This is a genomic window from Streptomyces sp. NPDC048192, from assembly GCF_043202415.1.
Lineage (GTDB): Bacteria > Actinomycetota > Actinomycetes > Streptomycetales > Streptomycetaceae > Streptomyces.
In genome coordinates this window covers 281,238-297,862 of the sequence record NZ_JBIDAL010000004.1, presented here as the reverse complement: position 1 = coordinate 297,862, position 16,625 = coordinate 281,238, and the positions used below count along the sequence as shown (strand labels likewise).

Here is a 16,625-nt window from a genome sequence, read left to right as displayed (position 1 = left end):
ACCCGGGGCTGCGCCGGGCGGCCGGGGCTGAGTACCGTTCCGTGCTGACGCCGAGTGGCGTAGGTGAACGGTGGGGCGCTCGTGGCGGGCGCCGGATCACTGAGCGGACCACCGAGCCGAACGACTAGCCGAAACGGGGACGGGGCGGAATGGACGCGTACGACGAGGACCCGGGGGCCCGGCAGGACCCCGGCGGGCCGGCCGGGGCGCGTCTGCCGGAAAGCCCCCCGGACGGTGTGGACGCCGTGATCGGCGGGGACTCCCCCGGGACGGATGCCCGGACTGAGGTGGACCGCGCGGCTGGCAGGGATGCTCAGACTGCAGTGGACCGCGGGGCCGGCAGGGACTCCGAGACCGAGGCGGGCCTTGCGGCCGGCAGGGATTCCCGGACCGGAATGGACCGCGGGACCGGCACAGATTCCCCGGCGGAGCCCGGTGCTGCGAGCGGTGAGGGCGCTGCGGCGGGCGGCGGAGGGAAGGGCGCCGAGGGCGTCGGCGGCGGTGTGACCGGCGCGGAGACGTCCGGGGCGACCTCTTCGGCCGGGCTCAGCGAGCCGGGCGAGGCTGCCGAGCCCGGAGCGTCTGCGCATCCGCCCGTCTCTCCACAGCCGACCGGAGCCGACCAGCCGTTCACCGCCGCCGGGTCCGGTGCTTCTGTGCCGCCGCCCGCCGCCGGGTCCGGTGCTTCTGTGCCGCCGCCCGCCCCCCGTACCGGTGTGGCCGCCCTCTCCCCCCGGTACCAGGTCGCCGCGGCGCTGGCGCTCGCGGTGGTCGCCGTCGCCGCCTGTGTGCACCTGCTGATGGTGTTCCTCAGCCTCGCTCCGGCGAACACGGTGACCAAGCAGCACGGCAAGGCGGTCGAGGAGTGGGTGTTCCCGGAGTTCGAGCAGAACTGGAAGCTGTTCGCGCCGAACCCGCTGCAGCAGAACATCGCCGTCCAGGTGCGCGCCGACGTACGCACGAAGGACGGCGGGCTGCGCACCACCGGTTGGACGGACCTCTCCGCCCAGGACGGCGCCGCGATCGACGGCAATCCGGTGCCGAGCCACACCCAGCAGAACGAGCTGCGCCGGGCCTGGGACTTCTTCACCGCCACGCACGGCGCCGACAACCGTCCCGTGGGCATGCGCGGCTCCCTGTCCGAGCAGTACCTGCGCCGGATCGTGGTCATGCGCCTGTACCGGACGTATCCGGCCGGCCGCGACGGGATCATCCAGCGGGTGCAGATCCGTTCGAGCACCACCAATGTGCAGCCGCCGGCGTGGAGCGGTGAGCGCGTGTCCGACAAACCCGTCTACCGTGTGCTGCCCTGGTGGAACGTGACGGCCGACGAGGCAGCGGGAGGTGTGCGGTGAACCGGCTCTCCCTGACCCTCTCACGCGGCATCGCCAACGTCACCGGATCGGCTCTCGGGCCGTACCAGAGCGCCGTGATACGCATCGGCTTCGCCGGGACCTGGCTGCTGTTCCTGCTCCGTGAGTTCCCGCACCGCGAGGAGCTGTACGGCCCGTCCGGTCCCTGGGGCTGGAACCTCGCCAAGGAGCTGACCGACGACAACCATGCCTTCACGGCCCTGCTGTGGTCGCACGGACAGCTGTGGTTCGAGTGCTGCTACGCGCTGGCGATCGCCGCCGCGGCGGCGCTGCTGCTCGGCTGGCGCACGCGGACGGCGTCCGTGCTGTTCATGGTGGGCGTGCTGTCGCTGCAGAACCGCAGCGTCTTCATGGGCGACGGCGGCGACAACGTCCTGCACCTGATGTCCTTCTATCTCGTGTTCACGCGCTGCGGGCAGGTGTGGTCCCTGGACGCGCGGCGGGCGGCACGCGCCGAGGCGGCACGCGCGCGTGGCGAGCGGGTGCCCGCCGACCGGGTCGGTCCCGCCCTGTGGTCGGTGTTCGGCCTGGCGCTCCTCGTCGCGACGTTCACCGGCCGGTTCGACAACGGCTGGCTGATCCCGGCGCTGCTGTGGACGGCCTGGGTGCTGCAGGGCCTGTGGTGGGCCGCCGGCCGCTGGGCGACGTCGCAGCAGCCGCGCATCCTGCTGGACGTCGTCGCCAACGTCCTGCACAACGGCGGTCTCCTCGTGATCATGGCGGAGGCGTGCCTGATCTACGCGACCGCCGGCTGGTACAAGATCCAGGGCTCGCGCTGGCAGGACGGCACCGCCGTCTACTACCCGCTCCACTTGGACTACTTCTCGCCCTGGCCCGGCCTCGCCGACCTGATGTCCTCCAGCGGCACAATCATGCTGGCCATCGCCTACGGCACGGTCGCGGTGCAGGTCGCCTTCCCGTTCACGTTGTTCAACCGGCGGGCCAAGAACGTCCTGCTGGTGCTGATGATGACCGAGCACGCGGTGATCGCGGTCGTGCTCGGCCTGCCGTTCTTCTCGCTGGCGATGATCGCCGCGGACGCGGTCTTCCTGCCGACGTCGTTCCTGCGCCGGCTGGGCGCGCTGGCCGCACGCGCGCGTGGACGGCTCGTCCGGCACGAGCACGACGGCCGCGGGGTGCCCGAGCCGCGCTCTTCCGGTGACGGCCCTGACCTCGCCACTGAGGACGGCGTGTCCGGCCGGTGGGAGTCCCCCCGCGCGAGCGCGGCCGAGCGTGGGGGAGGGTTCACCGCGTGACCGATCCGCTGATCCGCTGGCGCGAGCGTGCCGGTGACGCCGTGCTGCTCGACGGCTTCCATGCCCTGAAGCACGCGCTGCGTTTCGGCGCCGAGATCCCGGTGGCGGTCGCCGTGGACCGGCGTGCCGCGCTCGCCCTCGCCGAGGAGCTGGCCGGGGACGTACGGGACGCGCTCGACGCGCTGCTCACCGAGGTGCTCGCGGAGGCGTACGCCTCGCTCGTCCCGAGGCCGCACCCCACCGGGGTCGCCGCGCTCGCCGTACGGCCCTCGCGCGAGGCCAATCTGCGCAGGCTCGCCCACCTGCCCCGCACCGCGCCCGTCGTGGTGCTGGACAACCCGCGCAATCTGGGCAACGCCGGTGCCGTGATCCGGCTGGCCGCCGGTTTCGGGGCGACCGGCGTGGTCACCACGGGCACGCTCGACCCCTGGCATCCCACGGTGGTGCGCGGCGGCGCGGGCCTGCACTTCGCTACCGCCGTCGAGCGGCTGGACGTCGGCGAGCTGCCCCCGGGGCCCCTGTTCGCGCTGGACCCCGAGGGCGACGACATCCGGGGCGTGCGGATCCCGGACGACGCCGTCCTCGCCTTCGGCTCCGAGCGCAGCGGGCTGTCGGCGGAACTGCGCGCGCGTGCCGGCCATTTGCTGTCCCTGCCGATGCGCCCCCAGGTCTCCAGCTACAACCTGGCCACCAGCGTGGCGATGACGCTCTACCACTGGAGCACAGGGGGCGCGCTCACGCCTTCCTAGGCCTCGCGGCGGACCTCCACGACCCGGAACCGGTTGGCCACGAACGCTCCGTCGCACAGCGCGGCGTTGGCCGCCGGGTTGCCGCCCGAGCCGTGGAAGTCGGAGAACGCGGCGGTCTGGTTCACGTACACCCCGCCGGTCAGGTTGAGCGACAGCTGGGCCGCCTCCTCCAGGCACACTTCCTCGACAGCCTGCTCCACCTCGCCGTCGGTGGTGTAGGCGCCGACCGTCATCGCGCCCTTCTCGCGGACCGTGCGGCGCAGCAGCTCCACCGCGTCGTGCGCGGAGTCGACGGCGACGGCGAACGAGACGGGACCGAAGCACTCGCTCATGTAGGCGGCCTCGGCATCCGGCTTGGCGCCGTCCAGCTTGACGATGACGGGCGTGCGGACCACCGCGCCGGGGAAGTCCGGGTTGGTGATCTCGCGTGAGGCGAGGGCGACTTCGCCGAGGCCGGCGGCGGCCTCCAGACGCGCCTTGACGTCCGGGTTGACGATCGCGCCCAGCAGGGCGTTGGCGCGCGCGTCGTCGCCGAGGAGGCCGTCGACCGCGCGGGCGAGGTCGGCGGTGACCTCGTCGAAGGTCTTGGGGCCCGCGTCGGTGCGGATGCCGTCCCGGGGGATCAGCAGGTTCTGCGGGGTGGTGCACATCTGGCCGCTGTAGAGGGACAGCGAGAACGCCAGGTTCGACAGCATCCCCTTGTAGTCGTCGGTGGAGTGCACGATCACCGTGTTGACGCCGGCCTTCTCGGTGTAGACCTGCGCCTGGCGGGCGTTGGCCTCCAGCCAGTCGCCGAAGGACGTGGACCCCGTGTAGTCGATGATCTTGATCTCGGGGCGGGTGGCGAGGGTCTTGGCGAGGCCCTCGCCCGGGCGCTCGGCGGCCAGCGCCACCAGGTTCGGGTCGAAGCCGGTCTCGGTGAGCACCTGACGCGCGATCTGCACGGTGAGCGCGAGCGGCAGCACCGCGCGCGGGTGGGGCTTGACCAGGACCGCGTTGCCGGTGGCGAGGGAGGCGAACAGGCCCGGGTAGCCGTTCCAGGTCGGGAAGGTGTTGCAGCCGATGAGCAGGGCGAGGCCGCGCGGGACAGGCGTGAACTGCTTGGTGAGGGCCAGCGGGTCGCGCTTGCCCTGGGGCTTGGTCCACTCGGCCGTCTCGGGCGTGCGGATCTGCTCCGCGTACGCGTACGCCACCGCCTCCAGGCCGCGGTCCTGGGCGTGCGGGCCGCCCGCCTGGAACGCCATCATGAAGGCCTGGCCGGAGGTGTGCATGACCGCGTGCGCGAGCTGGTGCGTGCGGTCGCTGATGCGCCGCAGGATCTCCAGGCAGACCATGGCCCGGATCTCCGGGCCCGCCTCCCGCCAGGCCCGCTGTCCGGCCTTCATCGCGGGCAGCAGCACGTCGATGTCGGGGTGCGGGTAGGTCACGCCCAGCTCGATGCCGTACGGGGACACCTCGCCGCCCACCCAGTCGTCGGTGCCGGGCTGGTCGGTGAGGTCGAGGCGGTTGCCCAGCAGGGCGTCGAAGGCGGCCTTGCCCGCCGCGGCGTCCAGGCTGCCGTTCTCCCCGTAGGCCTTGGGGTGCTCGGGGTGCGGGGACCAGTACGCGCGCGTGCGGATCGCTTCCAGCGCCTGGTCGAGCGTGGGCCGGTGCTTGGCGATCAGCTCGTGGGCGGTCAGTTCGGCGGCCATACGGGACCAACTCCTCGTCTGGAGAACTCTTCCTCGAGTCCATGACCTGGGCGGAAACCTGGCAGGAATCGGCAGGTCCGGCGCGAAGCGCCTCGTTCTTGTCGGTGGCGGGTGACGGGCGGGACGGTCAGGGCTAGAGTAACCGAACGATCGGTCGGGACAAGGGGGCCTGCCGCATCTGTGGAAAACGTCGTGCGGGAGGATCGCGCACATGACAGCACTCGACCTCAGCAGCCCCGTCGCCGTCGTCGGCACCGGCACCATGGGCCAGGGCATCGCCCAGGTCGCGCTGGTCGCCGGCCACCCCGTGCGGCTGTACGACGCCGTCGCCGGGCGTGCCCAGGACGCGGCCGCGGCGATCGTCGCCCGTCTGGACCGGCTCGTGGAGAAGGGCAGGCTCGCCGCCGCCGACCGCGACACGGCCCGCGCCCGCCTCACCCCCGTGGAGAGCCTCGCGGACCTGGCCGACTGCGCTCTGGTCGTCGAGGCCGTCCTGGAGCGGCTGGACGTCAAGCAGGAGCTCTTCGGCGAGCTGGAGACGATCGTCCCCGAGGACTGCCTGCTCGCCACCAACACCTCCTCGCTGTCGGTGACGGCCATCGGCGGCGCCCTGCGCCGTCCCGGCCGCTTCGTGGGCCTGCACTTCTTCAACCCGGCCCCGCTCATGCCGCTGGTCGAGGTGGTCTCCGGGTTCGCCACCGACGTCACCTCGGCCACGCGCGCGTACGAGACGGCCCGCGCCTGGGGCAAGACCCCGGTGGCCTGCGCCGACACCCCGGGTTTCATCGTCAACCGGATCGCCCGGCCGTTCTACGCCGAGGCCTTCGCGGTCTACGAGGCGCAGGCCGCCGACCCGGCCACCATCGACGCCGTCCTGCGCGAGTCGGGCGGGTTCAGGATGGGCGCCTTCGAGCTGACCGACCTGATCGGCCAGGACGTCAACGAGTCCGTGACCCACTCGGTGTGGCAGGCCTTCTTCCAGGACGTGCGCTTCACCCCGTCCCTGGCCCAGCGCCGGCTGGTCGAGTCCGGCCGCCTCGGCCGCAAGACCGGGCACGGCTGGTACGACCACACCGAAGGCGCCGAGCGGCCCGAGCCGCACACCGCCGACAAGGAGCAGCCGCCCGCCTACGTCATCGCCGAGGGCGGCCTCGGTCCGGCGGCGGAGCTGCTCACGCTGATCCGCGAGGCGGGCATCCGGGTCCGCGAGGACGACGAGGACAACGGCACCCGCCTGGTGCTGCCCAGCGGCGGCCAGCTGGTCCTCGCCGACGGCCAGACCTCCGCGGAGTTCCGCGACGTCGTCTACTTCGACCTCGCCCTCGACTACCGCGCCGCCACCCGCATCGCCCTGTCCGCCGCACAGGACACCTCGCCGCAGACGCTCGCCGAGGCCACCGGCCTCTTCCAGGCCCTCGGCAAGGACGTCAGCGTCATCGGCGACGTCCCCGGCATGATCGTCGCGCGCACGGTCGCCCGGATCATCGACCTCGCCCACGACGCCGTCGCCAAGGGCGTCGCCACCGAGGAGGACATCGACACGGCGATGCGCCTCGGGGTGAACTACCCGCTCGGCCCGTTCGAGTGGGACCGCAAACTCGGCCGCGACTTCTCCTTCGACGTCCTGGACGAGATGCACGAGCGCGACCCCTCCGGACGCTACGCGCCCTCCCTCGCGCTCTACCGCCACGCATACGCCGTCGAGGACAAGCGGGAGGGCACGTCATGACCACGGCCAAGCGCGACACCTACACCCCCGAGACGCTGCTCTCCGTCGCCGTCCAGGTCTTCATCGAGCGCGGCTACGACGGGACCTCCATGGAGCACCTGTCGAAGGCGGCCGGCATCTCCAAGTCGTCGATCTACCACCACGTCAGCGGCAAGGAGGAGCTGCTGCAGCGGGCCGTCAGCCGGGCCCTGGACGGCCTGTTCGCGATCCTGGACGAGGAGCACGCGCGCGTGGGTCGGTCCGTCGACCGCCTCGAGCACGTGGTGCGGCGCATGGTCGAGGTGCTCATCCGCGAGCTGCCGTACGTGACGCTGCTGCTGCGGGTGCGCGGCAACACGGCGACCGAGCGGTGGGCGCTGGAGCGGCGGCGCGACTTCGACCACCGGGTCGCGCAGCTGCTGAAGGCGGCGGCGGCCGACGGGGACGTGCGCGGTGACGTGGAGTTCCGGCTGGCCACCCGGCTGGTCTTCGGAATGATCAACTCGATCGTGGAGTGGTACCGGCCGGACCCGCGGGGCGCCGGCGAACGCGAAGTAGCCGACGCGGTCGTACGGCTGGTCTTCGCGGGCCTGAAGCAGAGCTGACACCGGGGCTGGGCAGCCGGCGCCGGCCGCCCCGGATTCACGCCTCCGGCTCCACGTCCTCCTCCTCGAACACCAGCAGGGTGCGGGTGCTGAGCACCTCGGGGATGGCCTGGAGCCGGGTCAGCACCAGCTCGCGCAGCGCCCTGTTGTCGGGAGTGTGCACCAGCAGCAGCACGTCGAAGTCGCCGCCCACGAGCGCGATGTGGGAGGCGCCGGGCAGCTGTCTGAGCTGCTCGCGGACGGTGCGCCACGTGTTCTGGACGATCTTCAGCGTGATGTACGCGGAGGTGCCGTGCCCCGCCCGCTCGTGGTCGACGCGCGCGCTGAACCCGCGGATGACGCCGTCCTCGACCAGCCGGTTGATGCGCGCGTAGGCGTTGGCGCGCGAGACGTGGACGCGTTCGGCGACCGACCGTATGGAGGCGCGGCCGTCCGCCTGCAGCATCTTCAGGATGTCCTGGTCGATCGCGTCCAGCGGGCGTGGCGGCGGCAGTGCGGTGCCGTCCTGCGGCCCGTCGGCCATTTGTTCAGCTGCCATTGCCCCCCGCTCCCTCGCCGTGGACGTCCTGCGTTCATTGCAGGCTGTGGAGAACCGTTTGTCCACAGCCTGGACCCGCCTGTAGCCAAAATGTGCCGGCGACCGAACAATCGGTTGGTGGGGCGCCTCACAGCCGAGGCGCCTCCGTAGCCGCTCCCACGAGGAGGTGCCGTCATGACGGTTCTGGAGCAGCGGGGCGCGTACCGGCCGTCGCCGCCGCCCGCCTGGCAGCCCCGTATGGACCCCGCGCCGCTGCTGCCCGACGCCGAGCCCTACCGCGTCCTCGGCACCGAGGCGGTCGCCAAGGCCGACCCCGACCTGCTGCGCCGGCTCCACGCCCAGCTGGTGCGCGGCCGCCGCTACAACACGCAGGCCACCGCGCTGACCAAGCAGGGCCGCCTCGCCGTCTACCCGTCCAGCACCGGCCAGGAGGCCTGCGAGGTCGCCGCCGCCCTGGCCCTCGAAGAGCGCGACTGGCTCTTCCCCAGCTATCGCGACACCCTCGCCGTCGTCGCCCGCGGTGTGGACCCCGTCGAGGCCCTCACCCTGCTGCGCGGCGACTGGCACAGCGGCTACGACCCCTATGAGCACCGCGTCGCCCCCCTGTCCACCCCGCTGGCCACCCAGCTGCCGCACGCCGTCGGCCTCGCGCACGCCGCCCGCCTCAAGGGCGACGACGTCGTCGCGCTCGCCATGGTCGGCGACGGTGGCACCAGCGAGGGCGACTTCCACGAGGCGCTGAACTTCGCCGCCGTCTGGCAGGCCCCGGTCGTCTTCCTCGTGCAGAACAACGGCTTCGCGATCTCCGTCCCGCTCGCCAAGCAGACCGCCGCCCCCTCCCTGGCCCACAAGGCCGTCGGGTACGGCATGCCGGGCCGGCTGGTCGACGGAAACGACGCCGCGGCCGTGCACGAGGTCCTCAGCGACGCCGTGCGGCGCGCGCGTGCGGGCGGCGGACCGACCCTGGTGGAGGCGGTGACCTACCGGATCGACGCTCACACCAACGCCGACGACGCCACCCGCTACCGCGGCGACGCCGAGGTCGAGGCCTGGCGCGCCCACGACCCGATCGAACTGCTGGAGGCGGAGCTGACCGAGCGCGGACTGCTGGACGAGGCCGGCATCCAGGCCGCCCGCCAGGACGCCGAGGCGATGGCCGCCTCCTTGCGTGACCGCATGAACCGCGATCCCGAGCTGGATCCGATGGCCCTCTTCGACCACGTCTACGCCGAGACCACCGCGCAGCTGCGCGAACAACGCGCCCTGCTCAGGGCCGAGCTGGAAGCCGAGCAGGAGCAGCACGGCGCGCAGGAAGGCGGCGCCCGATGACCACCGTCGCCGTCAAGCCCGCCACCATGGCGCAGGCCCTCACGCGCGCGCTGCGCGACGCGATGGCCGCCGACCCGGCCGTACACGTCATGGGCGAGGACGTCGGCACCCTCGGCGGTGTCTTCCGGATCACCGACGGCCTCGCCAAGGAGTTCGGCGAGGACCGCTGCACCGACACCCCGCTCGCCGAGGCCGGCATCCTCGGCACCGCCGTCGGCATGGCCATGTACGGCCTCAGGCCGGTGGTGGAGATGCAGTTCGACGCGTTCGCCTACCCGTCCTTCGAGCAGCTCGTCAGCCATGTCTCCCGGATGCGCAACCGCACGCGCGGCAGGATGCCCCTGCCGATCACCGTGCGTGTCCCCTACGGCGGTGGCATCGGCGGCGTCGAGCACCACAGCGACTCCTCCGAGGCCTACTACATGGCCACGCCGGGCCTGCACGTCGTCACGCCCGCGACCGTCGCCGACGCCTATGGGCTGCTGCGCCAGGCCATCGCCTCCGACGACCCGGTCGTCTTCCTGGAGCCCAAGCGCCTGTACTGGTCGAAGGACTCCTGGAACCCCGAGCACCCCACGGACGTGGAGCCCATCGGACGGGCGGTCGTCCGCCGACACGGCCGCAGCGCCACGCTGATCACCTACGGTCCCTCCCTGCCGGTCTGCCTGGAGGCCGCCGAGGCCGCGCAGGCCGAGGGCTGGGACCTGGAAGTGATCGACCTGCGCTCGCTGGTGCCGTTCGACGACGAGACGGTCTGCGCGGCGGTGCGGCGCACCGGACGCGCGGTCGTCGTCCACGAGTCCACCGGGTTCGGCGGGCCGGGCGGCGAGATCGCGGCCCGGATCACCGAGCGCTGCTTCCATCACCTGGAGGCGCCGGTGCTCCGCGTGGCCGGCTTTGACATCCCCTACCCGCCGCCCATGCTGGAGCGGCACCATCTGCCCGGCGTCGACCGCATCCTGGACGCCGTGGCCCGGCTGCAGTGGGAGGCCGAGGGCTGATGGCACAGGTGCTGGAGTTCAAGCTGCCCGACCTCGGCGAGGGACTCACCGAGGCGGAGATCGTCCGCTGGCTGGTCCGGGTCGGCGACGTCGTCGCCGTCGACCAGCCGGTCGTCGAGGTGGAGACGGCCAAGGCGATGGTCGAGGTGCCCTGTCCGTACGGCGGCGTGGTCACCGCCCTCCTCGGCGAGGAGGGCACCGAACTGCCGGTCGGCGCACCGCTGCTGACGGTTGCCGTCGGCCCGCAGGCCCCCTCCGGGGACGGCGAGGGGTCGGGCAACGTCCTGGTCGGATACGGCACTTCGCAGGCCCCGGCCCGGCGCCGCAGGGTGCGGCCGGCGCCGACGGGTCCGGCCGCCGCGAACGGCAGCACCGGTACGGGCCGCGCCGGTACGGCAGCCGGCGGGAACACCCGCGCGCGCGTGGGCGCACCCCGTGCCGAGGGTCCGGTGCCCGTCATCTCCCCCCTGGTCCGCCGGCTCGCCCGTGAGGGCGGTGTGGACCTGCGGCAGCTGGCCGGCTCGGGCCCCGACGGGCTGATCCTGCGGGCGGACGTCGAGAGCGCCCTGCGGGTCAAGGCCGCCGCGGCGCCCGCGACCCAGGACGCGCACGCTGCTGCCGCCCCGCACGCCCCCGCCGCGCCGCAGACGCCCACCACCGCTCTCGGTGCGCGCGCCGCAGGCACCCGTGTTCCGCTCAAGGGCGTCCGCGGCGCCGTCGCCGACAAGCTCTCCCGCAGCCGCCGGGAGATCCCGGACGCCACCTGCTGGGTCGACGCCGACGCGACCGAGCTCATGCGCGCGCGTGCCGCCATGAACGCGGCGGGCGGGCCGAAGATCTCCCTCATCGCGCTGCTCGCCCGCATCTGCACGGCAGCGCTTGCCCGGTTCCCCGAGCTGAACTCCTTCGTCGACACCGAGACCCGCGAGGTCGTCCAGCTCGACCACGTGCACCTCGGGTTCGCCGCGCAGACCGACCGCGGGCTCGTCGTGCCGGTGGTCCGGGACGCTCACGCGCGGGACGCCGAGGCGCTGACCGCCGAGTTCGCCCGGCTCACCGAGGCCGCCCGCGCCGGGACGCTGACACCCGGCGAACTCACCGGCGGGACCTTCACGTTGAACAACTACGGGGTCTTCGGAGTCGACGGCTCCACCCCGATCATCAACCACCCCGAGGCCGCCATGCTCGGCGTCGGCCGGATCGTCCCCAAACCGTGGGTGCACGAGGGCGAGCTCGCCGTGCGTCAGGTCGTCCAGCTCTCGCTCACCTTCGACCACCGGGTGTGCGACGGCGGCACGGCCGGCGGCTTCCTGCGGTACGTGGCGGACTGCGTCGAGCAGCCGGCGGTGCTCCTGCGCACCCTGTGACCCTCGCGGGGCCCGCAGCCAAGGCCCCGCGGGAGATACAAAGCGGCGCCCTCGGGACATACTCGGGGGGTGACCGACAACGCCCCCGCCGCACCGGCGACGCCCGTGCCGTACGACGCCGTCGTGCTGGCCGGGGGCGCCGCCCGGCGGCTCGGCGGGGCCGACAAGCCCGGTCTGCGGGTCGGGGGCCGGGCACTCCTCGACCGGGTCCTGGCCGCCTGCGCGGACGCCGGGACGACCGTGGTCGTGGCCGACCGACGGCCCACCGCGCGGCCGGTGCTCTGGGCGCGTGAGGAGCCCCCCGGTGCCGGACCGGTCGCCGCGCTGGAGGCCGGACTGCGGCTCACCGGTGCCGAGCACGCCGTCGTCCTCTCCGCCGACCTGCCGTTCCTCCGGCCGGCCACGCTACGGCGCCTGCTGGCCGCTCTCGGCGACACCGGGGCCGACGGTGCGCTGCTCACCGACGCCGACGGCCGCGACCAGCCGCTCGTGGCCGCCTACCGCACCGCCGTGCTCCGCCGCGAGCTGGCCGCCCTCGCGGCCGGGCCCGACGGCCTGAACGGACTGCCCCTGCGCCGGCTGACCGGCGCCCTCAAGCTCACCCGCGTCCCGGACCCGCTCGCGTCCTTCGACTGCGACACCTGGGACGACCTCGTCAACGCCAGGGCACGCATCAGGGAGCATGGGCACGTGTTGGATGAATGGATTTCCGCAGTCAAGGACGAGCTGGGCATCGACCTCGACGTCGACACCGGCGTCCTGCTCGACCTGGCCCGCGACGCCGCGCACGGCGTGGCCCGGCCCGCAGCCCCGCTGACCACCTTCCTCGTCGGCTACGCCGCCGCGCAGGGCAAGGGCGGCCCCGAGGCCGTCACCGAGGCCGCCCGCAAGGCCGCCGCGCTCGCGCTGCGCTGGGAGGACGAGAACGCCGGGGGCAAGGAAGCGAGCAGCGGGGGCCCGAGCGCCCCGGACGCCGGATGACCGCCCCGGGAACGCGCGCCGCGGCGCCCGCCGAGGACGGCGACGACCTCGATGTCGAGGAGGCCCTGGCCCTCGTGAGGGAAGCGAAGGACGGCCACACGGGCCGGCTCCCCGGCCCGGCGCCCGAAGCGCACGGCGACCACCGGCACCAGGCCACCCCCTGGCACCGGGCCCGCGAGATCGCCGCCCGCGCCGCACGCGCCGGGACCCGTCGCGCCCCCGTCTCCGTGCCGCTCGGTGACGCCCTCGGCCTGGTGCTGGCCGCCCCGCTCGACGCGCTCACCGACCTGCCCTCCTTCGACACCTCCGCGATGGACGGCTGGGCCGTCGCCGGGCCCGGCCCCTGGGAGGTGCGCGACGAGGGCGTGCTCGCCGGGCACGCCCAGCCCGAACCGCTCACCGACGGCGAGGCGGTCCGCATCGCCACCGGCGCCCGCATCCCCGCCGACACCACCGCCGTCCTGCGCAGCGAGCACGGACGGACCGACGCGCAGGGGCGGCTGCACGCCACACGGGAGATCGAGCACGGCCAGGACATCCGCCCGCGTGGTCAGGAGTGCCGCAGCGGCGACCAGTTGCTGCCCATCGGCACCCGGATCACCCCCGCCGTCCTGGGCCTCGCCGCGGCGGCCGGGTACGACACCGTCACCGCCGTACCGCGACCGCGTGCCGAAGTCCTCGTGCTCGGCGACGAACTGCTGACCGAGGGGCTGCCCCACGACGGGCTGATCCGGGACGCGCTCGGCCCGATGCTGCCGCCGTGGCTGCGCGCCCTCGGCGCCGAGGTGATCTCCGTACGCCGGATCGGCGACGACGCCAAGGCCCTGCGCAAGGCCGTCAGCGGCTCTGCGGCCGACCTGATCGTCACCACGGGTGGTACGGCAGGCGGTCCCGTCGACCACGTCCACCCCATCCTGGAGCGTCTCGGCGCCGAACTCCTCGTCGACGGCGTGAAGGTGCGCCCCGGCCACCCCATGCTGCTGGCCCGCACCAAGGACGCCCAGTACCTCGTCGGTCTGCCCGGCAACCCGCTCGCGGCCGTCTCCGGCCTGCTGACGCTCACCGAGCCGCTGGTGCGCACGCTGGCCGCCCACCCGGCCCCCGAGCCGTACACGCTGCCGCTCAGCGACGCCGTTCAGGGGCATCCGTACGACACCCGGCTGATTCCCGTGGTGCTGCGCGGCGACCATGCCGTACCGCTGCACTACAACGGGCCGGCCATGCTCCGCGGTATCGCCGCCGCCGACGCGCTGGCCGTCGTACCGCCCGGTGGCGCCCGGCAGGGCGAGGAGACCGAGCTGCTCGAACTGCCGTGGGCGACCGCGGGAATCGAGGTGTGTTTCACGTGAAACGTCCGGCCCCGCCGCCATCGGGCGTTTCACGTGAAACGTCTTGCCCGGTGCCATAGCACCTGGCGAGCGGGTCTGCCCCGGGCGCGCTGTCGCGGGGAGTAGCGTCACGGGCATGCATGCGATCACGATTCCCGAACCTGGTGGTCCCGAGGCGCTGGTGTGGGCGGAGGTGCCCGACCCGGCGCCCGGCGAGGGCGAGGTGCTGGTCGAGGTGGTGGCCAGCGCCGTCAACCGTGCGGACATCCTGCAGCGGCAGGGCTTCTACAACCCGCCGCCCGGCGCCTCCCCGTACCCCGGCCTGGAGTGCTCCGGCAGGATCGCCGCGCTCGGTCCCGGAGTGTCCGGCTGGGCGGTCGGCGACGAGGTGTGCGCGCTGCTCGCGGGCGGCGGTTACGCCGAGAAGGTCGTCGTACCGGCAGGGCAGCTGCTGCCCGTGCCCGAGGGTGTCGGCCTCAGCCAGGCCGCAGCGCTGCCCGAGGTCGTCTGCACCGTCTGGTCCAACGTGTTCATGATCGCCCATCTGCGGCCGGGCGAGACGCTGCTCGTGCACGGTGGGTCCAGCGGCATCGGCACCATGGCGATCCAGCTCGCCAAGGCTGTCGGGGCGAAGGTCGCGGTGACCGCCGGCACCAAGGAGAAGCTGGAGCGGTGTGCCGAGCTGGGCGCGGACATCCTGATCAACTACCGGGAGCAGGACTTCGTCGCCGAGATCGAGCAGGCCACCGATGGCGCGGGGGCCGACGTGATCCTCGACAACATGGGGGCCAAGTACCTGGACCGCAACGTGCGGGCGCTCGCCGTCAACGGACGGCTGGCGATCATCGGCATGCAGGGCGGGGTCAAGGGTGAGCTGAACATCGGCACGCTGCTGAACAAGCGGGCCGCGGTCAGCGCGACCTCGCTGCGGGCCCGGCCGCTGAGCGAGAAGGCGGCGATCGTGGCGGCGGTGCGGGAGCACGTGTGGCCGCTGGTCGCCGGCGGACATGTCCGTCCGGTCGTGGACCGCGAGCTGCCGATGGCGGAGGCGGCCGAGGGACACCGGGTGGTGGAGGAGAGCGGGCACGTGGGGAAGGTGCTGTTGGTGACGTCGTAACGCCGGGAGGCGGCCGGCGGGGCGCGATGGTCCCGCGAGGGGTGTTTTCCGGGGCTGGTGGTCAGTCTCTGCGGAGTCTGAGGCCCAGGAGGGCCAGGGCCAGCCCCAGGCCTATGAGGACCAGGCCGCTGCCCAGCGGGAGTATCTGCAGGACTGGCTGGTCGGTCTCGTCCTGGGGCGCGGCGTTCTGGGGCGGGGGCCGGTCGAGGCCGGCCCCACCGGGGGTGTTCGAGGGGGTCGGGGTGGCGGTCGGAAGGTCCGCGGTCTCGGGTTCCTCCGCCTGGCCGCTGCTGGGGGCGGCGGTGGGTATGGGGTCGTCGCCCTCGATTTCGGCCGCGGGACCGTCCGGTCGTCCGGGCCGCATCCGCCCTTCACCGGGCCGGCTGCCCGCGCGGGTCGGTTCGACGGCGGTCGGACGGTACGAGGCGGAGGCGGAGTCCGAGGGTATGGGGGGTATCGGCGTGCGGCCGGGCACGGGGAGACCGAAGTGACCGGGACCGGGGCTCGCCGGGCCGGGGCCGCCGTCCGACGGCTCGGGGTCGCCGCGGTCCGCCCGCCCCGTGTGCTTACCGTGCTCTGCCGGCTCCGGGCGGGCCGGACGGGCCTGGGCCGTGTCGTGCGGGGTGGGCCGGTGCGGGGAATCGGGGGACGTCCTCGGGCCGGGGTGGGCGGCGTACGCGGGCGTGGTGTGGGCGGTGACGGTGCCGTACGCCGGCGGTGACACGGCGAGGACGAGCGGCAGCAGCCGTACGCAGCGGAGTGAGGTGCGCAGCCATGGAGTCACGTCGGTGACCTCCCGGAGCCCGATGGCGTGAGCCATGGGCGGGCGGACAAGGGGACGGGGGACGGGGACTGGGAATGGAGGCCGGGTCGGTGGGGCAGGTGGAGGGGCGGACGGCCGGATGGCCGACGGATCCAGCCTCACATTCAATGGCGAACCGGGCATTTCAGGATGGGCCGTCGGGTCTAAACGGTGGATCACCCCCACGAGGGGGCACCACGGTGATGAGGTGTACGGGTGCGAGAGAATGGCGGCATGGAGATGCCGAGGAACGAACGGTCGCCGGAGAATCCCCAGATCCTCGTCGTGGGCCAGGACGGGATGGCGCTCGGCGGTGGCAACGGGGACGACGAGTCCCGTGAGACCCCGGTCACGGAGCAGGTGGAACAGCCGGCCAAGGTCATGCGGATCGGCAGCATGATCAAGCAGCTCCTGGAGGAGGTGCGCGCCGCTCCCCTGGACGAGGCGAGCCGGGTGCGGCTGAAGGAGATCCACGCCAGCTCGGTGAAGGAGCTGGAGGACGGCCTGGCCCCGGAGCTGGTGGAGGAGCTGGAGCGGCTTTCGCTGCCGTTCACCGACGACGTCACGCCGAGCGACGCGGAACTGCGGATCGCGCAGGCACAGTTGGTGGGCTGGCTCGAGGGCCTCTTCCACGGGATCCAGACCACGCTGTTCGCCCAGCAGATGGCCGCGCGGGCCCAGCTGGAGCAGATGCGCCGCGCGCTGCCGCCGGGCATGACCGGTCATGAGGGCGGCGACGACCACCGCACCGCGGGCCGCTCGGGCGGTCCGTACCTGTAA

General features: G+C 73.3%; 15 protein-coding genes. 12 read left to right on the top strand and 3 right to left on the bottom strand.

Going from position 1 to position 16,625, the window contains the following annotated elements; genetic code table 11:
- Nucleotides 1-395 precede the first annotated feature (395 nt).
- The 3 genes from ACGFZN_RS09635 to ACGFZN_RS09625 are packed head-to-tail and all read left to right on the top strand — an operon-like array spanning nt 396 to nt 3,378.
- Nucleotides 396-1,355, top strand: coding sequence for a DUF5819 family protein (locus tag ACGFZN_RS09635; RefSeq protein ID WP_393857920.1), 960 nt, complete (start codon nt 396-398; stop codon nt 1,353-1,355).
- On the top strand, nt 1,352-2,629 hold the full coding sequence (locus ACGFZN_RS09630) for an HTTM domain-containing protein (RefSeq protein ID WP_393857919.1): 1,278 nt from the start codon (nt 1,352-1,354) through the stop codon (nt 2,627-2,629). The genes ACGFZN_RS09635 and ACGFZN_RS09630 overlap by 4 nt, the downstream gene beginning before the upstream one ends.
- Entirely contained in the window at nt 2,626-3,378 is a 753-nt protein-coding gene (locus ACGFZN_RS09625; RefSeq protein WP_393857918.1) for a TrmH family RNA methyltransferase, read from the top strand. The genes ACGFZN_RS09630 and ACGFZN_RS09625 overlap by 4 nt, the downstream gene beginning before the upstream one ends.
- Here the strand turns inward: ACGFZN_RS09625 and paaN are convergent.
- On the bottom strand, nt 3,375-5,069 hold the full coding sequence (gene paaN, locus ACGFZN_RS09620; RefSeq protein WP_393857917.1) for a phenylacetic acid degradation protein PaaN: 1,695 nt from the start codon (nt 5,067-5,069) through the stop codon (nt 3,375-3,377). The genes ACGFZN_RS09625 and paaN overlap by 4 nt on opposite strands.
- 211 nt (nt 5,070-5,280) lie before the next feature.
- Here paaN and ACGFZN_RS09615 point away from each other — a divergent pair, with 211 nt between their 5' ends.
- Nucleotides 5,281-6,798 carry a 3-hydroxyacyl-CoA dehydrogenase gene (locus ACGFZN_RS09615; RefSeq protein ID WP_393857916.1) on the top strand — a complete coding sequence of 506 codons (1,518 nt, stop codon included), beginning with the start codon at nt 5,281-5,283 and terminating at the stop codon, nt 6,796-6,798.
- Nucleotides 6,795-7,382, top strand: a complete 588-nt coding sequence (locus ACGFZN_RS09610) for a TetR/AcrR family transcriptional regulator (protein WP_393857915.1) — start codon at nt 6,795-6,797, stop codon at nt 7,380-7,382. Before ACGFZN_RS09615 ends, ACGFZN_RS09610 begins: the two co-directional genes overlap by 4 nt.
- A 37-nt stretch (nt 7,383-7,419) precedes the next feature.
- On the opposite strand, the gene ACGFZN_RS09605 is transcribed toward ACGFZN_RS09610, so the two are convergent.
- Nucleotides 7,420-7,905 carry an Lrp/AsnC family transcriptional regulator gene (locus tag ACGFZN_RS09605; protein WP_393858113.1) on the bottom strand — a complete coding sequence of 162 codons (486 nt, stop codon included), beginning with the start codon at nt 7,903-7,905 and terminating at the stop codon, nt 7,420-7,422.
- 189 nt (nt 7,906-8,094) lie between these two features.
- On the opposite strand from ACGFZN_RS09605, the gene pdhA reads away from it, so the two are divergent.
- The 6 genes from pdhA (at nt 8,095) to ACGFZN_RS09575 (ending at nt 15,043) form a co-directional block, all read left to right on the top strand.
- Nucleotides 8,095-9,249 (top strand): pyruvate dehydrogenase (acetyl-transferring) E1 component subunit alpha, encoded by a 1,155-nt coding sequence (pdhA, locus tag ACGFZN_RS09600; protein WP_393857914.1) that lies wholly within the window; start codon nt 8,095-8,097, stop codon nt 9,247-9,249.
- Nucleotides 9,246-10,250 carry an alpha-ketoacid dehydrogenase subunit beta gene (locus ACGFZN_RS09595; protein WP_393857913.1) on the top strand — a complete coding sequence of 335 codons (1,005 nt, stop codon included), beginning with the start codon at nt 9,246-9,248 and terminating at the stop codon, nt 10,248-10,250. Before pdhA ends, ACGFZN_RS09595 begins: the two co-directional genes overlap by 4 nt.
- Entirely contained in the window at nt 10,250-11,617 is a 1,368-nt protein-coding gene (locus tag ACGFZN_RS09590; protein ID WP_393857912.1) for a dihydrolipoamide acetyltransferase family protein, read from the top strand. The genes ACGFZN_RS09595 and ACGFZN_RS09590 overlap by 1 nt, the downstream gene beginning before the upstream one ends.
- A 69-nt stretch (nt 11,618-11,686) precedes the next feature.
- Nucleotides 11,687-12,598, top strand: a complete 912-nt coding sequence (locus tag ACGFZN_RS09585; RefSeq protein ID WP_393857911.1) for an NTP transferase domain-containing protein — start codon at nt 11,687-11,689, stop codon at nt 12,596-12,598.
- Nucleotides 12,595-13,947 (top strand): molybdopterin molybdotransferase MoeA, encoded by a 1,353-nt coding sequence (locus tag ACGFZN_RS09580; protein WP_393857910.1) that lies wholly within the window; start codon nt 12,595-12,597, stop codon nt 13,945-13,947. The genes ACGFZN_RS09585 and ACGFZN_RS09580 overlap by 4 nt, the downstream gene beginning before the upstream one ends.
- 115 nt (nt 13,948-14,062) lie before the next feature.
- Complete coding sequence (locus ACGFZN_RS09575; RefSeq protein WP_393857909.1) at nt 14,063-15,043, top strand: NAD(P)H-quinone oxidoreductase; 981 nt, start codon at nt 14,063-14,065, stop codon at nt 15,041-15,043.
- A 61-nt stretch (nt 15,044-15,104) separates the two neighbouring features.
- Here the strand turns inward: ACGFZN_RS09575 and ACGFZN_RS09570 are convergent, their stop codons facing one another.
- Nucleotides 15,105-15,863: a hypothetical protein gene (locus ACGFZN_RS09570; RefSeq protein ID WP_393857908.1), complete on the bottom strand. Its 759-nt coding sequence runs from the start codon at nt 15,861-15,863 to the stop codon at nt 15,105-15,107.
- Nucleotides 15,864-16,079: 216 nt separating this feature from the next.
- Here ACGFZN_RS09570 and ACGFZN_RS09565 point away from each other — a divergent pair, with 216 nt between their 5' ends.
- On the top strand, nt 16,080-16,625 hold the full coding sequence (locus ACGFZN_RS09565; protein WP_330338855.1) for a bacterial proteasome activator family protein: 546 nt from the start codon (nt 16,080-16,082) through the stop codon (nt 16,623-16,625).